Consider the following 15976-nt stretch of genomic DNA (forward strand, 5'->3'; position numbering starts at 1 on the left):
CGCCAACCGGCCATGATCCGACAGGCACGATCCGAACCGACAGGGGAGCCGCACGAGGTGTTTTCCGGAAGCGCTCGGCTGCTGCGCCGGATCGTCCTGACCGTGCTGGGGGTGGCCATCCTCGGCATCGGGATCGCGATGCTCGTCCTGCCCGGACCGGGGTTCCTCGTCGTCGCGCTCGGATTCTTCGTGTTGAGTCTGGAGTACGACTGGGCCCGCGAGCGGTTCGAACGGGCCCGGCAGAAGGCCGCCGACCTCGCCGATCAGGCCGCCGCCCGGCCCCTGTATTCGATGTTCACGATCTTTTTCGGCGTCGCGATGGTCGCCGCGGGCATCCTGTGGATCGTCGACGACGCCCTGCCGGCGTCGTCGCCGTGGAGCGGCGGCAGCATCATCTTCAGCGGCCTCGTCGTGCTCAGCACGATGATCGTCAGCATGGAGCAGGCCCGCCAGGCTCGCCGACGCGGCCAGCCCACCCCGGCCGAGCTGATCGAGCGCCGCGAGCAGGCTGAGCACCGCGAACGGGACCGCGACCAGGACGAGGAGCGGCACACCGGAAGGGGCCGGCCAGCCCAGGAGAAGGAAGAAGAAGGGGACGAGGGGCGCGTCACTGCCCCTGGGTCTCCTGGTTGATGCCGTTGACGCCGGGCTGACGGTAGATGCACGCGTAGACGGCGGCACGGTCCTCGGTCGAGGCCTCGCTGACGTTGTAACGCAGCGGATAGACCCGGCTGGACACGAGGTTGTTGCGGTCCGGTGGTTCCTGGATGGCCTTGCCGACCGTCGGGCAGGCGGTGCGCGCGGCGTCCTTCTGCGCCTGGGTCGCCTCCGGCCTGAAGTACACGACCGCCTCCTGCAGCGGAGGCGGGCCGCTCACCGACGCGTACACCCCGAACACGACCAGGCCGATGGCGGCGAGGGTGATGGCCACCGCCACGGTGCGGCGCCGAGGGTCGGAGACGTACAGCCACGCGCGGGAGATGGCGGTGGGCGACGAGACTGCCACGTTGTGATTCCTGTCACATGGGGGAAGGAAATCTGGTCCGGGTGACGGGTGGACCACCCCGAAATCCAGACCCCCAACGTAGTCGTCCCACGCAGTCCGTATGGTGAACGCCTTTGTGTGGCACAGCGACCTCCGCCACGCGGGACCCGACGACCCGGTCCCCGCGTTGACCGGTGGCGCACCGCCCACGCGACGGCCCCACCAACAGGCTCCGCCCGGCCGACCGCCGGATCCGGGCGCCCGGCCGGTGACCCGGTCCGCCGCTCACAGCACCCATCACCGATCACCATCGCACCACATCGAGACCATGCCCACGGGAGCGAGGAACCGGCCGTGCCATCCCTGATCGAGGACTACGCGCTGATAGGCGACACCCACTCCGCGGCGCTGGTGTCGCGGACGGGTTCGATCGACTGGCTCTGCCTGCCCCGGTTCGACTCGCCGTCCTGCTTCGCCGCGCTGCTCGGCGATCCCGACCACGGCCACTGGCAGATCGCGCCGGTCGAGCCGGTGCTCGGGGTGAGCCGCCGCTACCGCGGTGACACCCTGGTACTGGAGACGGACATGACCACCGCGTCCGGCACGGTGCGCATCGTCGACGCGATGTTCCCGCATGCCGGCAGCCACACGGTGCTGCGTCTGGTGGAGTGCCTCGAGGGCTCGGTGCGGATGCGTTCGGAGACCCGTTTCCGCTTCGACTACGGCTCGATCGTCCCGTGGGTACGCCGGGTGGACGAGCACACGATGGCCGCGGTCGCCGGGCCCGACGCCATCACGCTGCGCACCACCGCCCCGATGGAGGGGCACGACATGGCGACCTACGCCGAGTTCGGCGTGGCCGCCGGCCAGTCCGTCCCGTTCTCGCTGACCTGGACACCGTCGCACCAGAGCACCCCGCCGGTCCAGGACGTCCGCCGGATGATCACGCTGACCGAGGCGTGGTGGTCGGACTGGATGGCCGGCTGCACCTATGACGGGCAATGGCAGCCGGCGGTGCGCCGCTCGCTGATCACCCTGAAGGCGCTGACCTACGCTCCCACCGGCGGCATCGTCGCCGCGGTCACCACCTCGCTGCCCGAGCACATCGGCGGGGTGCGCAACTGGGACTACCGTTACTGCTGGCTGCGCGATGCCACCATCACCCTGCTCGCCCTGCTCGACGCCGGGTTCACCAGCGAGGCGACCGCCTGGCGGGAGTGGCTGCTGCGCGCGGTCGCCGGCGACCCGTCCCGGGTGCAGATCATGTACGGGGTGGCCGGCGAACGCCGACTGCCGGAGTACGAGGTGCCCTGGCTACCCGGCTACGAACAGTCCGCCCCGGTGCGGGTAGGCAACGCCGCCGTCGACCAGTTCCAGCTGGACGTCTACGGCGAGGTCCTCGACGCGCTGCACGTCGCCCGGGTCGCCGTCGCCGGGCGGCGCCCGTCGGTCGGCGGGCTGGTGCTGCCGGACGGGCAGAATCTGGCCGGCGTGCACGGCTCCCCCGCCCACGGCGACGACTCATGGCCGCTGCAGACCAAGCTGATGGACTTCCTCGAGACCGGATGGCGCAAGACCGACGAGGGCATCTGGGAGGTCCGCGGCCCGCGCCGGCACTTCGTGCACTCCAAGGTGATGGCGTGGGTCGCCGCCGACCGGGCGGTGCGCGGCATCGTCGAGTCGGGACTCCCGGGCCCGGTGGACCGCTGGTCGGCGCTGCGCGACGAGATCCACACCGAGGTCTGCGCCCGTGGCTTCGACGCCGACCGCGGCACGTTCACCCAGTTCTACGGCTCGCGCGAGCTGGACGCGGCGCTGCTCTACATGCCGCTGGTCGGCTTCCTGCCGGCGACCGACCGGCGGGTCGTCGGCACGGTCGCCGCGATCGAGCGCGAGCTGATGGAGGACGGGTTCGTCCTGCGCTACCCGACCGCCGAGGACGGCGCGGTCGACGGCCTGCCCGCCGGTGAGGGCGCGTTCCTCGCCTGTACCTTCTGGCTGGCCGACAACTACGCGCTGTCCGGCCGGGTGGAGGAGGCCCAGGAGCTGTTCGAGCGGCTGCTCTCGCTGCGCAACGACGTGGGGCTGCTCGCCGAGGAGTACGACCCGCGCCTGGGCCGGATGACGGGCAACTTCCCGCAGGCGTTCAGCCACGTGCCCCTGGTCAACACCGCGCGCACCCTCACCGACGCCCTGCGCGGCGTACCCCGTTCGCGGACCGACCGCGCCCACCCGCCCGGCCACTTCTTCGGCTGACCACCCTCACCGACTGACGGCCTTCACCGGCTGACGGCACGCCGGGCGGGTCGGCTCGCCCCGCCGGCGCGGCCCCCCGCCCACCCCGCCCGGCGACCGGCCCGCCCCACGTGACGGCCGGAATCACCTTGCGTGACGACGAAACCGGCGCCGGGGAGGGGCAAGATCCAAACAGGTCGCCGTGGGCGGGTTCGTGTCCGATTTGCCCCCCACGACGACCTGTGTAGCCGGATCTTGCTCGGCGGCCGACTGCGCCGCGTAGCGCTCGGGCAGGACGTCGGCGCCCGTGCGTCCGGACGTACCGTCCGCCCGGGACCAGACTCCGCCGGGACCACCCTCCGCCCGGGACCAGCCCCCGCCCGGGACGACCGTCTGCCCGGGACCACCGTCCGCCCGCCGTCGGCTCACCGTCCGGTAGCGTCGGCGCGGCGGCGCGGCCGGGTTCGGCGGCAGGCGCGACGATGGGTCAAAGGGGGCGGGTGTGGCACGGCGCATCGCGGTGATCGGTGGCGGGATTCTCGGGCTGGCGGTGGCCCGGCGGCTCGGGCAGGTCGAGCCGGACGCCACGGTCACCGTGTTCGAGAAGGAGCCGGACGTCGCCCGCCATCAGACCGGACGCAACAGCGGCGTCGTGCACGCCGGGCTGTACTACGTCCCCGGCTCGCTGAAGGCGACGCTGTGCCGGCGCGGCGTCGGCCTGCTGCGCGAGTTCGCCCGCGCGCACGACATCCGCTACGACGAGTGCGGCAAGGTTGTCGTAGCCGTCGACGACAGCGAGCTCGAACGCCTCGCCGAGATCGAGCGGCGGGCGAAGGCCAACGGTGTGCCGGACACCCGGATGCTGGACGCCACCGAGCTACGTGCGATCGAGCCGCACGCGCGCGGCGTCGCCGCGCTGCACTCCCCCACCACCGCCATCGTCGACTACGTCGGAGTCGCCCGGGCGCTGCGCACCGAGATCGAGGCCGCGGGCGGCGCGGTGCGCACCGGCGCCGAGATCGTCGGTGTGGACGAGCGGCCCGACGGCGTGCACCTCACCATCACCGTGCGCGCCGTGGCGCGGGCGCGGCCGAACGGAACCCGGCAGACGGCTGGGCACGACGGCGGACGGGTGTCACAGGTCACCGAGCGGGTCGGCCCGTTCGACCTGCTCCTCACCTGCGCGGGCCTGCAGTCCGACCTGGTCGCGACCCTCACCGGGGAGGATCCGTCCCCGCAGATCGTCCCGTTTCGCGGCGACTACTGGCTGCTGCGCCCGGAGCGCCGTGACCTGGTACGCGGCCTGATCTACCCAGTGCCGGACCCGCGCTACCCGTTCCTGGGCATCCATCTGACGAAGCGCATCGATGGGGAGGTGCTCGTCGGTCCGAACGCGGTGCTCGCCACCGCCCGCGAGGGCTACACCGTCGGCACCCTGGTCACCACCGACCTGCGCCGGACCCTGGCCTGGCCGGGATTCCACAGGATGGCGCGCACGCACTGGAAGACCGGCGCGAAAGAGATCATGCACACGGTCAGCAAGCGGGCGTTCGTCGCCGAGGCTCGCCGGTACGTCCCGGAGCTGCGCCCCACCGACGTCGTGCGCGGCCCGGCCGGGGTGCGGGCCCAGGCGGTGGCCCGCGACGGCAGTCTCGTCGACGACTTCGTCCTCGCCCACACCGGCCGGGTCGTCCACGTGCGCAACGCCCCGTCGCCCGGTGCCACCGCGTCGCTGGCGATCGCCGAGCACATCGTCGCCAAGGTCGTCCCGGACCACGCGAACTGAGCGGCCGCCCCGCGATGACCAACACCCCCGGCGACGACCTTCCCACTCCGGTTCCCTTCGGCGCCGCTCCGTCCAGCCCGCCACCATCCGACTCGGCTGTGCCCCCAGAGGCGCCGTCCCGAGAGGTGTCGCCGGGTGGGCCGCCGAGCGGTGGGGTGATCCATCTCGATGCGGCCGGGGCGGCCCGGTCCAGCCAGGCGACGTTGGACGCGCAGGCCATGTTCCTGCGGGCGGAGACGGTGCTCGGGGCATACGCCGCCGAGCAGCAGGCCGCCGGGATCCTGCGCACGGCCCGCGGCATCCTCGCCGATCTGCTCGGCCCGGGCCTGCGGACCGAGGACGTGGTCTTCCACCACAGCGCCAGCGGCGCCTTCGCCACGCTGCTCGCCGCGTGGCCGCTGCGGCCCGGCGCGCGCATCGGCGTGGTGCGAAGCGAATACGGCGCCAACCGTCTGGTCCTGGAGTCGTCGGCCGCCCGGATGGGGTGCGTGCTGCTCGACCTGCCCGTGGACGAGTACGGCCTCGTCGACCTCGACGGCCTGGACCGTGCGGGCCTGGTCGACCATGGCCCCCACCGATCCGACCCTGGCGCGGGCGGCGGGCTGGAAAGCCTCGACCTCCTGGTCTTCCCGCACGTTCCCAGTCAGCGGGGCGTCGTCCAGCCGGCCGCGGAGCTCGGCCGGCGTTGCGCGGACGCCGGGGTCGGGCTGATCGTCGACGTCGCCCAGTCGGCCGGGCAGGTCGACACAGCCGGGATCGGGGCCGACGCGTACGTCGGGACGTCCCGCAAGTGGCTGCGCGGGCCGCGCGGAGCCGCCTTCCTCGCGCTGCGGGAGGGTGTGGCGCAGCGGCTCGGCGTCGGCGTGCCCAGCCTTTACAGCGCGGCCCGCGCCGATGACGACCCACCGCCCGCGGCCCTTCGGACCCAGCCCTCCGCGCAGGCCCAGCCTTCCCCGCAGGCCCAGTTCCCGCGCCTGCCCAGGCCCCTGCCCGGCGCCGCCCGGGTCAGCGTCGGGGAGGCCTCGGTCGTCGCCCGCATCGGCCTCGCTCAGGCTCTGGGCGAGCTGGTCGAGGCCGGGTCGCCTCGGGTGTTCGCGCGGATCGCGGCGCTCGGCGCACACGGGCGCAGAGTGCTGGACGGCGCCGGGGGCTTCCGAGTGCGTGAGCCGGTCGACACGCCGAGCGGCATCATCACGCTGCAGCCGCCGCCGGGCGTCGACCCGTTTGCCGTCCGCGACCATCTGTACCGCGAGCATCGGATCCTCACCAGCGCCATCCCCGCGGCCCGCGCCCGCGATCTGTTCGGACCGCTGCTGCGGGCCAGCGCCCACGTCTACAACGACCCGGCTGACCTCGACCGACTCGCCGACGCCCTCGCCCGCCTCCCTCGATGACCGTGACCGCCCCCGGGGCGCGTCGGCTGGTCCCGGGAGAGCTGACCGGGCAGCTCAGGTAACAGGAAGAGCCGGGTCGTGTTTCAAACTGGTTGCGCGAATCGGAACCGACACGTGCGGCCCGTCAGGGATCTGCTGAAATGGTGGTCGTCGCGCGGGTGGGGCCCCGACCGTCCACGCGTCGCGGGAGCGCCCCCCACGTTCCCCACCCCCTGCGGGCACAGACGCCCGAACGGCCGTGGCGGGCCTACCCGTCCCGGTCGCTCGTCCGGGAGAACCGACTGGACCAGCATGAGCGCTCAGGACAGCACGGTAGTTGCTGACACCATCACCGTTGCCGCGGTGGACGATCATCCGATCGTGTTGCGCGGACTCGCGGATCTGCTGCACAGCGTCGCGGACTTCACCCTGATTGACACCGCCTCCTCGATCGACGGCCTGCTCGGCGGCCCCGGCGCGCGGGCCCAGGTGATCCTGCTCGACCTCGACCTGGGCGACGGGACGAAGCCGCCGGACAATATCCGCCGGCTGCAGGCGGGCGAGCGCGCCGTCGTCGTGTTCAGTGCCGCGGCCACCGCGGCCACCGTCCGTGGTGCCATGCTGGCAGGAGCCTGCGGCTACGTGCCGAAGACCGATGACGTCGAGGGCCTGGCCACCGCGATCCGGGCGGCCGCCTCGGGCAGTGGCTGGGTCTCTCCACAGCTTGCGTTCCTGCTGCTCACCGACGACTCGCCGGACCGCCCGACGCTGTCCCCCAAGGAGGTCGAGACCCTGCGCCTGTACGCGACGGGCATGCCGCTCAAGACCGTCGCGCGCCGGATGGAGGTCTCCCCGGAGACCGCCAAGCAGTACATCGACCGGGTCCGACAGAAGTACCGTCGGGTCGGCCGCGACGCCGGAACCAAGATTGACCTGCGCAAGCGTGCGATCGAGGACGGCCACCTCGACCAGGAGGACGAGGGCACCGACTGACACCGGCCGGGGACTGGCACCGCCCCAAATACCTGGCGGGCGCCGGCACCCCCATGCCAGCGCCCACCGCCGGGCGCATACCGCGTCCCCGTGCTCGATACGCGCCCTCACGCCACCCCCCGCGTGGCGTGAGGGCGCGTGTTGGGGTCAAGGGCCGAACAGCTTGGCGTGTCCCCCGACCGCGCCGCACCGTTCCCCCCGTGCGCCCTTGACCTCGTTCATCGTGCCTCTTGTCGGCCTTGTCGTCATGACCCCGAATCCACTTAACCAGGTGTCCCCCCGATGGGGGTCACCCTCCGCGCACGAGGCTGCACCAGACCGGCGCCGAGCACGACCAGCCCGCACACCAGCACCAGCCACACCCCCGGTCCGACGGTGACGTCCGCATCCAGGCCGGTGTCCTGAAACGGGCCGGACCGATGCAGGTGCACCAGGTCCGTGGTCGCAGCCGCCGCGGTCAGGATCCCGGCGGCGACCGCCAGCGTCCGTCCCCACACCCAGCGGCGGCCAGTGAGCAGCAATCCGGCGAGCACGGCCAGAACGCCGAGTACGACGGTCAGTCGTCCGTACTGCCCCGGATCGGTGCCCCGCAGAGAGAATTCGATGAAACCGTAGGCCCGCACTGTCGCCCAGCGCATGCCCGAGGCGACGATCACGCCAAGCCCGCCGGCCATCGCCAGCGGCCCGGCAAGGAACCCACGACGGCGGCCCGCACCCGCGGCCTGGACGTCCTCGCGGCCGGCGGGTCCAGCAGCCTGCCCAGGCACGGACGGCAGGTCCCAGGGGGCGGCGATGACCGGCCCCCACCAGGCACTGCCCGGCCCCGGCCCGGTCACATCCCCGGACCCCTCACGCGACCAGCTCGGATCGGCGGTCGCGACGGCCCGGGCCCGCCATCGTCGTACCTCGTCCGCCACCCGGGCCGACCGCTCGTCCGCAGCGGTGTCAGGGGTAACGGCGCCCGGCCGCGCCTGCTCGGGCTGGCCGGGCTGGCCAGCCCGCGCGGGCCGAGCCCACGGGCTGTCCTGCTGGCCACCCACCACCCACCACCCGTCCGACGCCGAGCGGGCCTCGCGGCCACCCCTGAGGGTCGTACCACGCCGAGCCGACAACCGCACGACCGCCCACCCCCTTGGGCCGGTCCGTCACTCAGTCACCCAGCGTCGGTGCGATCTCCTCCCGAACGCCGCACGCGCAGCGTGGCTGCCCCCAGCAGCGCCAGCACTCCCGATCCCAGAGCGAGGGTCAGGCCGTGCTCCGGATGGATGATGATCGCATCGGCCGAGACCGCCCGGAAGGAGGACAGGGTCGGCGGACCGTACATCCGGTCCAGGCCGGTCAGGATGATGATCGCGGCGGCGGTCAGCCGGGCGAGCAGAAGATCGGCCCCACCCGAACCAAGCGGGCGACGCGCCAGGTGGGTCAGTGCGACCCCCGCAAGCACCAGGGCCAGCACCAGGACGACACGACCGTCACCGACCACGATGCCGCTGAAGCGCCGGGACTCCTCGCCGTCGGACATCGTGCTCCACGGCATCACACTGCCGGCGGCAACACCGACCGCGCCGATCAGCATGGCCCAGGCAGCCGCCGGCCGAACCGGTACCGGCTCGAGCCGCTCGGACATGCCAGGCCCGGCCGCGGCCGCGGCCGCCCGCACGGTCCTGGTGGAGTGCCCCGCCCGCCCCGCCCGTCCGGTCGGGACGGCATCCGAGGCTGGCTCCACGGCCCCCGCGTCGGCCGACGGACGGGTCTGCGGGGCTGGCCGGGTAGCGACAGCCGACCCGGTACCCGCGGCTGGGCTGGTCTCGGCACCCGGTTCGACCTCCCGCAGCGGCGCGGTGGTCGCGGCCTGCGGCGGGTGGCGCTCGGCCAAGCCCCGGTCGCGCGAGGCCACCGGAGCGGTCCGGTCATCGACGACATGCCGAGCCCCGGCGTTCGGCTCGACGCCCTCCGAACGGACCTCCCGGATGATGTCCCGAGCGGACTCCCGCCTGCTCTCCCGATCGGCCGCGCGGGACCGCTCCCGGTCCACCTCTCGGAGGGTGTCCCGCCGGGAAGCGGCGGAGGGGGAAAGGTCGGCGGGGGTAGGACGAGACGCGACCGTGGCTCGGGCCTCCCTGCTCGGCTCCCGGCGTAGACCGACGCGCAGCGTCGGCGGGTCGATCGTCGACACGTCCGACCGTGCGGGGCTGTCCGACCGTGCGGGGCTGTCCGACCGTGCGGGGCTGTCCGACCGTGCGGGGCTGATCGTCTCGCTGCCGGATGCCTGCGGTCGTTCGACCTGTTCGCCGCGGTCGGGGTCGAACCAGGAGCCGAGGGAGGCGTCAGCCGCCGGGCTGGCGGGCAGCGGCACATCGTGATCGAACCAGACGGGCCGGGCCCGAACAGGCAGCGGCGCGGCCTCGGGAATCGCCCTCGCCTGCGGCGAACGGGGGGCGCCCGGTTCCGCGGAACCATGACCGGCAGGCCGGTCCCCTGGAGTGGCCGTCTGGCGCACGGACGATGCGTGGGCGGCCGAGCCCTGCGCCGCCGCGGACTCACGGGCGGTGCCGGGACGCGGTGGCGCGCCGTTCGGCGCCCGCGAGGACGGCGGCGACACAGGATTTCGGCCCGACTTCCCCGCCAGGGCCGAGCCCGAGACGGGCGAACCTGCGGCCTCGCCCGCCGGTGGGGCCGAACCCGCAGGGAGTATCGGGGCCACGGCGGGAGCCGGGCTCGCGGCAGCGGCCGGGGTTACGGGACTGGGCGGATCCGCCCGAGCGACGGGCGGAGCTGGGACTCCGGGAGATCCTGAGGCCGCGGGAGATCCTGAGGCCGCGGGAGATGCTGAGGCCGCGGGAGATCCTGAGGCCGCGGGAGATGCTGAGGCCGCGGGAGATGCTGAGGCCGCGGGAGATGCTGAGGCCGCGGGAGATGCTGAGGCCGCGGGAGCGGCCGACTTTACCGGCGACGGCGGGGCCGCGGCCGGACGCGTGCGCAGGGACGGGGCTCCCTCATCCGTCGAAGCCGGGGCTCCGGCAGGCTGGGAGCGAATGGGCACGCTGCGCAATCGGGCGGACGTGGAGTCGCTCCCGCCCGACCGAAGCGTCGACGATGCACCGGCCCTGGCGGGCTGGCCGGCTCCGTCCGACTGTTCCCCGGACGGCTGTGATATGCCCGCTGGCCCCCGAACCGCCGTCGATGCCGCACCGACCGCCGCCGAACCCGCAGGAGTCGAAGGCGCAGGAGTCGAAGGCGAAGCCGCACCAGCGGAACCGGCCGACGCGGAACCGGCCGACGCCGAACCGGCAGCGGACGCGCCGCCCGCGGGCGAGTCAGGGGCGAATGAACCGGCGGCGGCTGACGGAACTGCGGGCGCGAAGCGGTCAGTGCCCGGACCACCCCGCCGGGCCGGGCCCGCGATTGATCCTGCCTGCCCGGGAGCGGCCGGGCGCGCCGCACCGGAACTGGATTGGCCCGGAGCGGGCGACGCCGCCTGTGCGGTCTGCGAGCTGGACACCGCGTCACCGGGACGTCCACCGCCCGAGCCGCCCGAGCCGCCCGGCGCGCCGGAGGCGCCCGGGTTCACTCGTCGCCCCTCCGGGCGGGCTGAGCCAGCCGGCTCCGGCCGCCGCCGCGCCGGCTGTTCCGGCCGGGGAGACTCCGCCGCCGAGTTCGATGCCGCCGAGTTCGATGCCGCCGCAGGCGTTGATCCGGGTGCTGGTACCGACCCGGGTGCGGGTACCGAGGGCGAACGCGGTGCGGCGGGTGGGACGGAATGCGCTCCGCCGGCCCGAGGCGGTGCGGAACGGACCTGCCCGGAGCCGGCCGGGGTGGATGACTGCGGGGACGCAGCCGATCGAGCCTGGGCAGCTCGGGCCTGAGCCGACCGTGCCTGCGCCGCTCGGGCCTGCGCCGCGCGGGCCTGCGCCACTCGAGCCTCAGCCACTCGAGCCTCAGCCGCCCGGCCGTCCGCTGACGGGACCTGCGCCGACGGGACCTGCGCCGGCCGCGACTCGGCGGGACGTGGATCAGTCGCCCGTCGTTCGGAGACCCGCGACTCGATTCCCCGCGACTCGACGCCCCGTGCCCGCACGGCCCGCGACTCGGCCGACGGGGCGCCCTGGCTCGGGCGGGGGGAGCGCGGGCCAGCGGCGCCCGCGTCCCGCGCCGACCGGTCCGCGGACTGCTGATCGTCCGGAGTCGACTCCTGCTCCACCATCCGACCACTCCCTGACGTCCGCCTGGCGTATGGCGTCACCCTCCGACTCCCGGCGAAGGACGCCACCGCTCCCCGCCGGAGCGCGCTCCGCCATGGGCGGAAGACCGACCATGGGCGGACGCGACGGGCCACATCATGACAGCCAGGTGTTCGGGGACGGGACGGGTGTATCGGGTGAGCATGGCGGTGCAACGTCACTGGACGGCCATCGGAGGGCCGCCGGACCGGCGCGGCGCGATCGTGGTCAGATCACCGTGCCGATCAGATCACCTCGCCGATCCGGTGGACACGCATCGTGTTGGTCATCCCGGCGACGCCCGGCGGGGTGCCGGCGACGACCACCACGAGCTCACCCGGGCGGCACCGTTCGATCCGCAGCAGGGCGGTGTCGACCTGGCGGACCATCTCGTCGGTGTTCTCCGCGAACGGCACGAGGAAGGTCTCCACCCCCCAGAACAGCGCCATCTGGTTACGGACGGCGGGGATGGGGGTGAAGGCAAGGACTGGCACCTCGCTGCGGTAGCGGGCGAGCCGGCGGGCCGTGTCGCCGGACAGGGTGTGCGCGACCAGGTAGCGCGCGCCGACGGCCTGGCCGACGGACGCCGCGGCCTGGGCGAGCGCCCCGCCGAGGGTGCGCGGTTCGGTCCGCAGCGGTGGGATCCTTGCCAGATCGGCCTCGGCCGTCTCGATGATCCGCGCCATCGTGGCGACGGACTCGATCGGGTAGGCCCCGACGCTCGTCTCGGCCGACAGCATGATCGCATCGGCTCCGTCGAGGACCGCGTTGGCGCAGTCGCTGGCCTCGGCCCGGGTCGGGCGGGGCGCGCTGACCATGGACTCGAGCACCTGGGTGGCGACGATGACCGGCTTCGCCCGTTCCCGCGCCTGACTGACCGCCCGCTTCTGCACCAGTGGGACGTCCTCGAGCGGCAGTTCCACGCCGAGGTCGCCACGGGCGATCATCAGACCGTCGAAGGCCTCGATGATGCCGTCCAAGGCTTCGACGGCCTGCGGTTTCTCGATCTTGGCATGGACCGGGATCCGGATTCCGACCTCGTCCATGATCGCGTGCACCGACTTGGCGTCGGCGGCACTGCGGACGAACGACAGCGCGATCATGTCAACGCCGAGCTGCAGGGCGAAGCGCAGGTCCTCGCCGTCCTTGTCGCTGAGCGCCGGCACCGTCAGGGCGGCACCCGGGATGTTCATGCCCTTGTGGTCGCTCACCGGCCCACCGATGATCACGGTGGTGTGGACGTCGGTCTCGGTGACACCCTCGATCTGCAGGGCGAGCCGGCCGTCGTCGATCAGGATGCGGTCACCTGCGGAGACGTCCGCGGGCAGGTCGGTGTAGGTGGTACCGACCTGCTGCGCATCGCCCGGCACGTCCCGGACGGTGATGGTGAACCGCTGGCCAGGGGTGAGCGTGACCTTGCCGTCGGCGAAGGTGCCCAACCGGATCTTCGGGCCCTGCAGGTCGGCGAGGATACCGACGTTACGCCCGGCAGCCTCCGCCGCCTCACGCACCCGGGCGTAGGCGGCGGCGTGCTGTTCGTGTGTTCCATGGGAGAAGTTAAGGCGGGCAATATCCATTCCCGCGTCGACGAGGGCCCGGACGTTCTCCGGAGAGCTGGTGGCCGGGCCGAGGGTACAGACAATCTTGGCTCTACGTGGCACAGACAAAGCCTAAGTAATGATCGTCGGTCATTGCGCACGGGGGCCACCTGACGCGGCATGTGGCGCACCAAGCAGTAGTCACATCAGGGCAATCAGGTACATGCTGCGCGTGCCCGGTGGGTGGCGTACCGTCCGTATCGTCGCCCGCGCGACGCGTGTCCGGTGACGCACCATACGGCACGCTCCATCGAGTCGCCGCCGAGTACCGGGAGACGAGCATGAATCGAAATCCCGCAATTCACCACCGCCCCTCCGGCGACATCGACATCGCCCTGGCCGATCCCGGGCCCGACGCGAACCCGGGTTCCGGCGTTGATGACACCTCCGGCCCCGGTCGCCCGTCCGACCCGGGACGGTCCGGCGCGAGCCCCGTCGGCGCCACGGCCGTGGACGGCGATGCGGCGCGCCACGGCACGGCCGACAGCACCGGCGGCGGGTAGGCCCGCCACCCGGCGAACGCTGTGTACCGCGGGTCGTCACCATCGAGCCGCGAGCAGAACGACAGATCCAGCAGGGTCACCGAGCGCGACGCGGCGGTCGGTGCCACACCACTGCCCGGGCTGGCGCTCACCGTCCACCAGATCGAGACGCCGGTCACCCTCCCGGCCAGCATCCGCGCCGGTCAATCCGGGCGGAGGGGGCGGTGGAGATCCTCCTCACCCCGTTCGAGCAAGCAGCACCGCCGTGCCGTGGGCAACCCTCAGGCCGGAACCTCCCGCGGCGCGTCGGCCGTTGCCGCCTCGGCCGCTGATGCGTCAGCCGCCGGCTGGTCGGCCGCGGGCAGGAACTGTGTGCGGTACAGCTCGGCGTACAACCCGCCGGCGGCGAGCAGCTCGGCGTGGGTGCCGCGCTCGGTGATCCGACCGCCGTCGACGACAAGGATCAGGTCGGCGTCGCGCACGGTCGACAGCCGGTGGGCGATCACCAGGGAGGTACGCCCGGCCAGGGCCGCGTCCAGGGCCCGCTGGACGGCGGCCTCCGACTCACTGTCCAGATGCGCGGTCGCCTCGTCGAGGATGACCGCCCCGGGAGCGCGCAGCAGCAGGCGGGCGATCGCGAGGCGCTGTTTCTCCCCGCCGGACAGCCGGTGGCCCCGGTCGCCGACGACGGTGTCGAGCCCGTCGGGCAGCGCACGGATCAGGGCGTCGACCTGCGCGCAGGCCAGCGCCGCCCACATCTCGTCGTCCGTGGCCTGCGTCCGGGCAAAGCGCAGGTTCGCCCGGACGGTGTCGTGGAACAGGTGTGCATCCTGCGTGACGACGCCGACCCCGGACCGCAGCGAGGCGAGGGTGAGGTCCCGTACGTCGTGCCCGCCGACACGCACCGCGCCGGAGCTGACGTCGTACAGCCGCGGGACGAGCTGACCGATCGTGGTCTTGCCGGCGCCGGACGGCCCGACGATCGCGACCATCTCGCCGGGTGCGGCGCGGAAGGTGACGTCGTGCAGCACCGGCCGGGGAATCCGGGTGTCGAGCACGGCCACCGACTCCAGCGAGGCCAGCGACACCTCGTCCGCGGCGGGATAGCGAAAGCCGACCTGGTCGAACTCGACGGCGAGCGCCCCCGCCGGCAGCGAGCCGGCCGCGGGCCGGTCGACGATCGCGGGCTCGAGATCGAGCACCTCCAGGACGCGTTCGAAGGACACCAGCGCCGTCATGATGTCGACGTGCACGCTGGAGAGCTGGCTGAGCGGCCCGTAAAGCCGGGCAAGGTACGCGGTGAGCGCGACCAGGGTGCCGACCTGGAGATCACCCTCGATGGCCATCCGGCCGCCGACGCCGTAGACCACGGCGGCGGCGAGGGCACCGACAAGGCTCAGCGAGATGAAGAATATGCGGCCGTACATGGCCTGGGAAACACCGATGTCACGTACCCGTGCCGCGCGGCCGCGAAAGTTGGCCTCCTCGAGGTCCGGCGCCCCGTACAGCTGGGTCAACATCGCGCCGGAGACGTTGAAGCGCTCGGCCATTGTGCTGTGCATCTCGGCGTTCACCTCATAGCGTTCCCGGGTGAGCTCGGCGAGGCGCGGGCCGAGTGCGCGTGCCGGCACGAGCAGAACCGGCAGCAACACCAGCGAAACCAGCGTGATCTGCCACGAGAGCGCGGCCATCGCGGTCAGGGTGAACGCCGCGGAAAGCACATTTGACGTAACGGAGGACAGCGTGTTGGTGAACGCCGACTGGGCGCCCAGAACGTCATTGTTGAGCCGGCTGGTCAGCGCGCCGGTCTGGGTGCGGGTGAAGAACGCCAGCGGCTGGCGCTGGACGTGGCGGAAGATCTGGCTGCGCAGCTCGTAGATCAGGCCCTCGCCGATGCGGGACGAGTACCAGCGCTGCCCCAGGGCCAGCCCCGCGTCCACGAACGCCAGGGCGACCGCGACCCCCGCGAGCACCTCGACATAGCCGGTCCGGTGCCGCATGATCCCACCGTCGATGATCTCTCGGAGCAGCAGCGGAACCACGGCACCAAGCCCCGCACTGGCCGCGATGAGGACGAGGAAGCACGCGAGCTGCCGGCGCCACGGCCGAGCGAAGGCAGCGATCCGGCGCACCGTCCCGGGCCGCAGCGTGGCCCGGGACACCGATCGGTCTCGGGTGGCACCGCGCATCAACGCCCAGCTGTCCGCTCCCGGCCGCATCGCCCCTCCTAGTAGACTGTCGCTGCTAATGTGTGGGGTATAGGTGGCGGAGTTTGGTGCGGGCGTCGTCGGTGGTGAACTGCCA

The 15976-nt window shown here is 72.9% G+C and carries 11 protein-coding genes; 6 read left to right on the forward strand and 5 right to left on the reverse strand.

Features of this window, described 5'->3' with window-relative positions; all coding sequences use genetic code 11:
- Window positions 1-57 precede the first annotated feature (57 nt).
- Complete coding sequence (locus MXD95_RS16460) at window positions 58-633, forward strand: PGPGW domain-containing protein (RefSeq protein WP_250641518.1); 576 nt, start codon at window positions 58-60, stop codon at window positions 631-633.
- Here MXD95_RS16460 and MXD95_RS16465 read toward each other — a convergent pair.
- Window positions 608-1006 (reverse strand): hypothetical protein, encoded by a 399-nt coding sequence (locus tag MXD95_RS16465; RefSeq protein ID WP_250641519.1) that lies wholly within the window; start codon window positions 1004-1006, stop codon window positions 608-610. The two genes, MXD95_RS16460 and MXD95_RS16465, sit on opposite strands and share 26 nt — an antisense overlap.
- A gap of 333 nt (window positions 1007-1339) precedes the next feature.
- Between MXD95_RS16465 and MXD95_RS16470 the strand changes: the two genes are divergently transcribed.
- From MXD95_RS16470 to MXD95_RS16485, 4 genes are all read left to right on the forward strand, one after another.
- Window positions 1340-3241, forward strand: a complete 1902-nt coding sequence (locus tag MXD95_RS16470) for a glycoside hydrolase family 15 protein (protein ID WP_250641520.1) — start codon at window positions 1340-1342, stop codon at window positions 3239-3241.
- A 481-nt stretch (window positions 3242-3722) separates the two neighbouring features.
- The gene (gene lhgD, locus MXD95_RS16475; RefSeq protein ID WP_250641521.1) at window positions 3723-5006 is read left to right on the forward strand and encodes an L-2-hydroxyglutarate dehydrogenase; all 1284 of its coding nucleotides are present in this window, start codon (window positions 3723-3725) and stop codon (window positions 5004-5006) included.
- A 14-nt stretch (window positions 5007-5020) separates the two neighbouring features.
- A complete protein-coding gene (locus MXD95_RS16480) occupies window positions 5021-6400 on the forward strand; it encodes an aminotransferase class V-fold PLP-dependent enzyme (protein WP_250641522.1) in 1380 nt (459 codons plus the stop codon).
- 291 nt (window positions 6401-6691) lie between these two features.
- A complete protein-coding gene (locus tag MXD95_RS16485) occupies window positions 6692-7372 on the forward strand; it encodes a response regulator (RefSeq protein ID WP_250641523.1) in 681 nt (226 codons plus the stop codon).
- A 263-nt stretch (window positions 7373-7635) separates the two neighbouring features.
- On the opposite strand, the gene MXD95_RS16490 is transcribed toward MXD95_RS16485, so the two are convergent.
- The 3 genes from MXD95_RS16490 to pyk all read right to left on the reverse strand — a co-directional run bounded on the left by MXD95_RS16490 (window position 7636) and on the right by pyk (window position 13253).
- Window positions 7636-8490: a hypothetical protein gene (locus tag MXD95_RS16490; RefSeq protein WP_250641524.1), complete on the reverse strand. Its 855-nt coding sequence runs from the start codon at window positions 8488-8490 to the stop codon at window positions 7636-7638.
- Window positions 8491-8525: 35 nt separating this feature from the next.
- Window positions 8526-9728: a hypothetical protein gene (locus MXD95_RS16495; RefSeq protein WP_250641525.1), complete on the reverse strand. Its 1203-nt coding sequence runs from the start codon at window positions 9726-9728 to the stop codon at window positions 8526-8528.
- 2109 nt (window positions 9729-11837) lie between these two features.
- On the reverse strand, window positions 11838-13253 hold the full coding sequence (gene pyk, locus MXD95_RS16500; protein WP_250641526.1) for a pyruvate kinase: 1416 nt from the start codon (window positions 13251-13253) through the stop codon (window positions 11838-11840).
- A 218-nt stretch (window positions 13254-13471) separates the two neighbouring features.
- On the opposite strand from pyk, the gene MXD95_RS16505 reads away from it, so the two are divergent.
- A complete protein-coding gene (locus MXD95_RS16505; RefSeq protein ID WP_250641527.1) occupies window positions 13472-13693 on the forward strand; it encodes a hypothetical protein in 222 nt (73 codons plus the stop codon).
- A gap of 260 nt (window positions 13694-13953) precedes the next feature.
- On the opposite strand, the gene MXD95_RS16510 is transcribed toward MXD95_RS16505, so the two are convergent.
- Window positions 13954-15891, reverse strand: coding sequence for an ABC transporter ATP-binding protein (locus MXD95_RS16510; RefSeq protein WP_250641531.1), 1938 nt, complete (start codon window positions 15889-15891; stop codon window positions 13954-13956).
- Between the last annotated feature and the right edge of the window lie 85 nt (window positions 15892-15976).

It is taken from the genome of Frankia sp. AiPa1, assembly GCF_023243075.1.
GTDB lineage: Bacteria > Actinomycetota > Actinomycetes > Frankiales > Frankiaceae > Frankia.

What these genes read in the sequence shown, in the direction of transcription:
- MXD95_RS16480 (WP_250641522.1), top strand. Translation starts at nt 5,021, where the DNA reads ATGACCAACACCCCCGGCGACGACCTTCCCACTCCGGTTCCCTTCGGC.
- MXD95_RS16485 (WP_250641523.1), top strand. Translation starts at nt 6,692, where the DNA reads ATGAGCGCTCAGGACAGCACGGTAGTTGCTGACACCATCACCGTTGCC.
- MXD95_RS16505 (WP_250641527.1), top strand. Translation starts at nt 13,472, where the DNA reads ATGAATCGAAATCCCGCAATTCACCACCGCCCCTCCGGCGACATCGAC.
- MXD95_RS16510 (WP_250641531.1), bottom strand. Translation starts at nt 15,891, where the DNA reads ATGCGGCCGGGAGCGGACAGCTGGGCGTTGATGCGCGGTGCCACCCGA.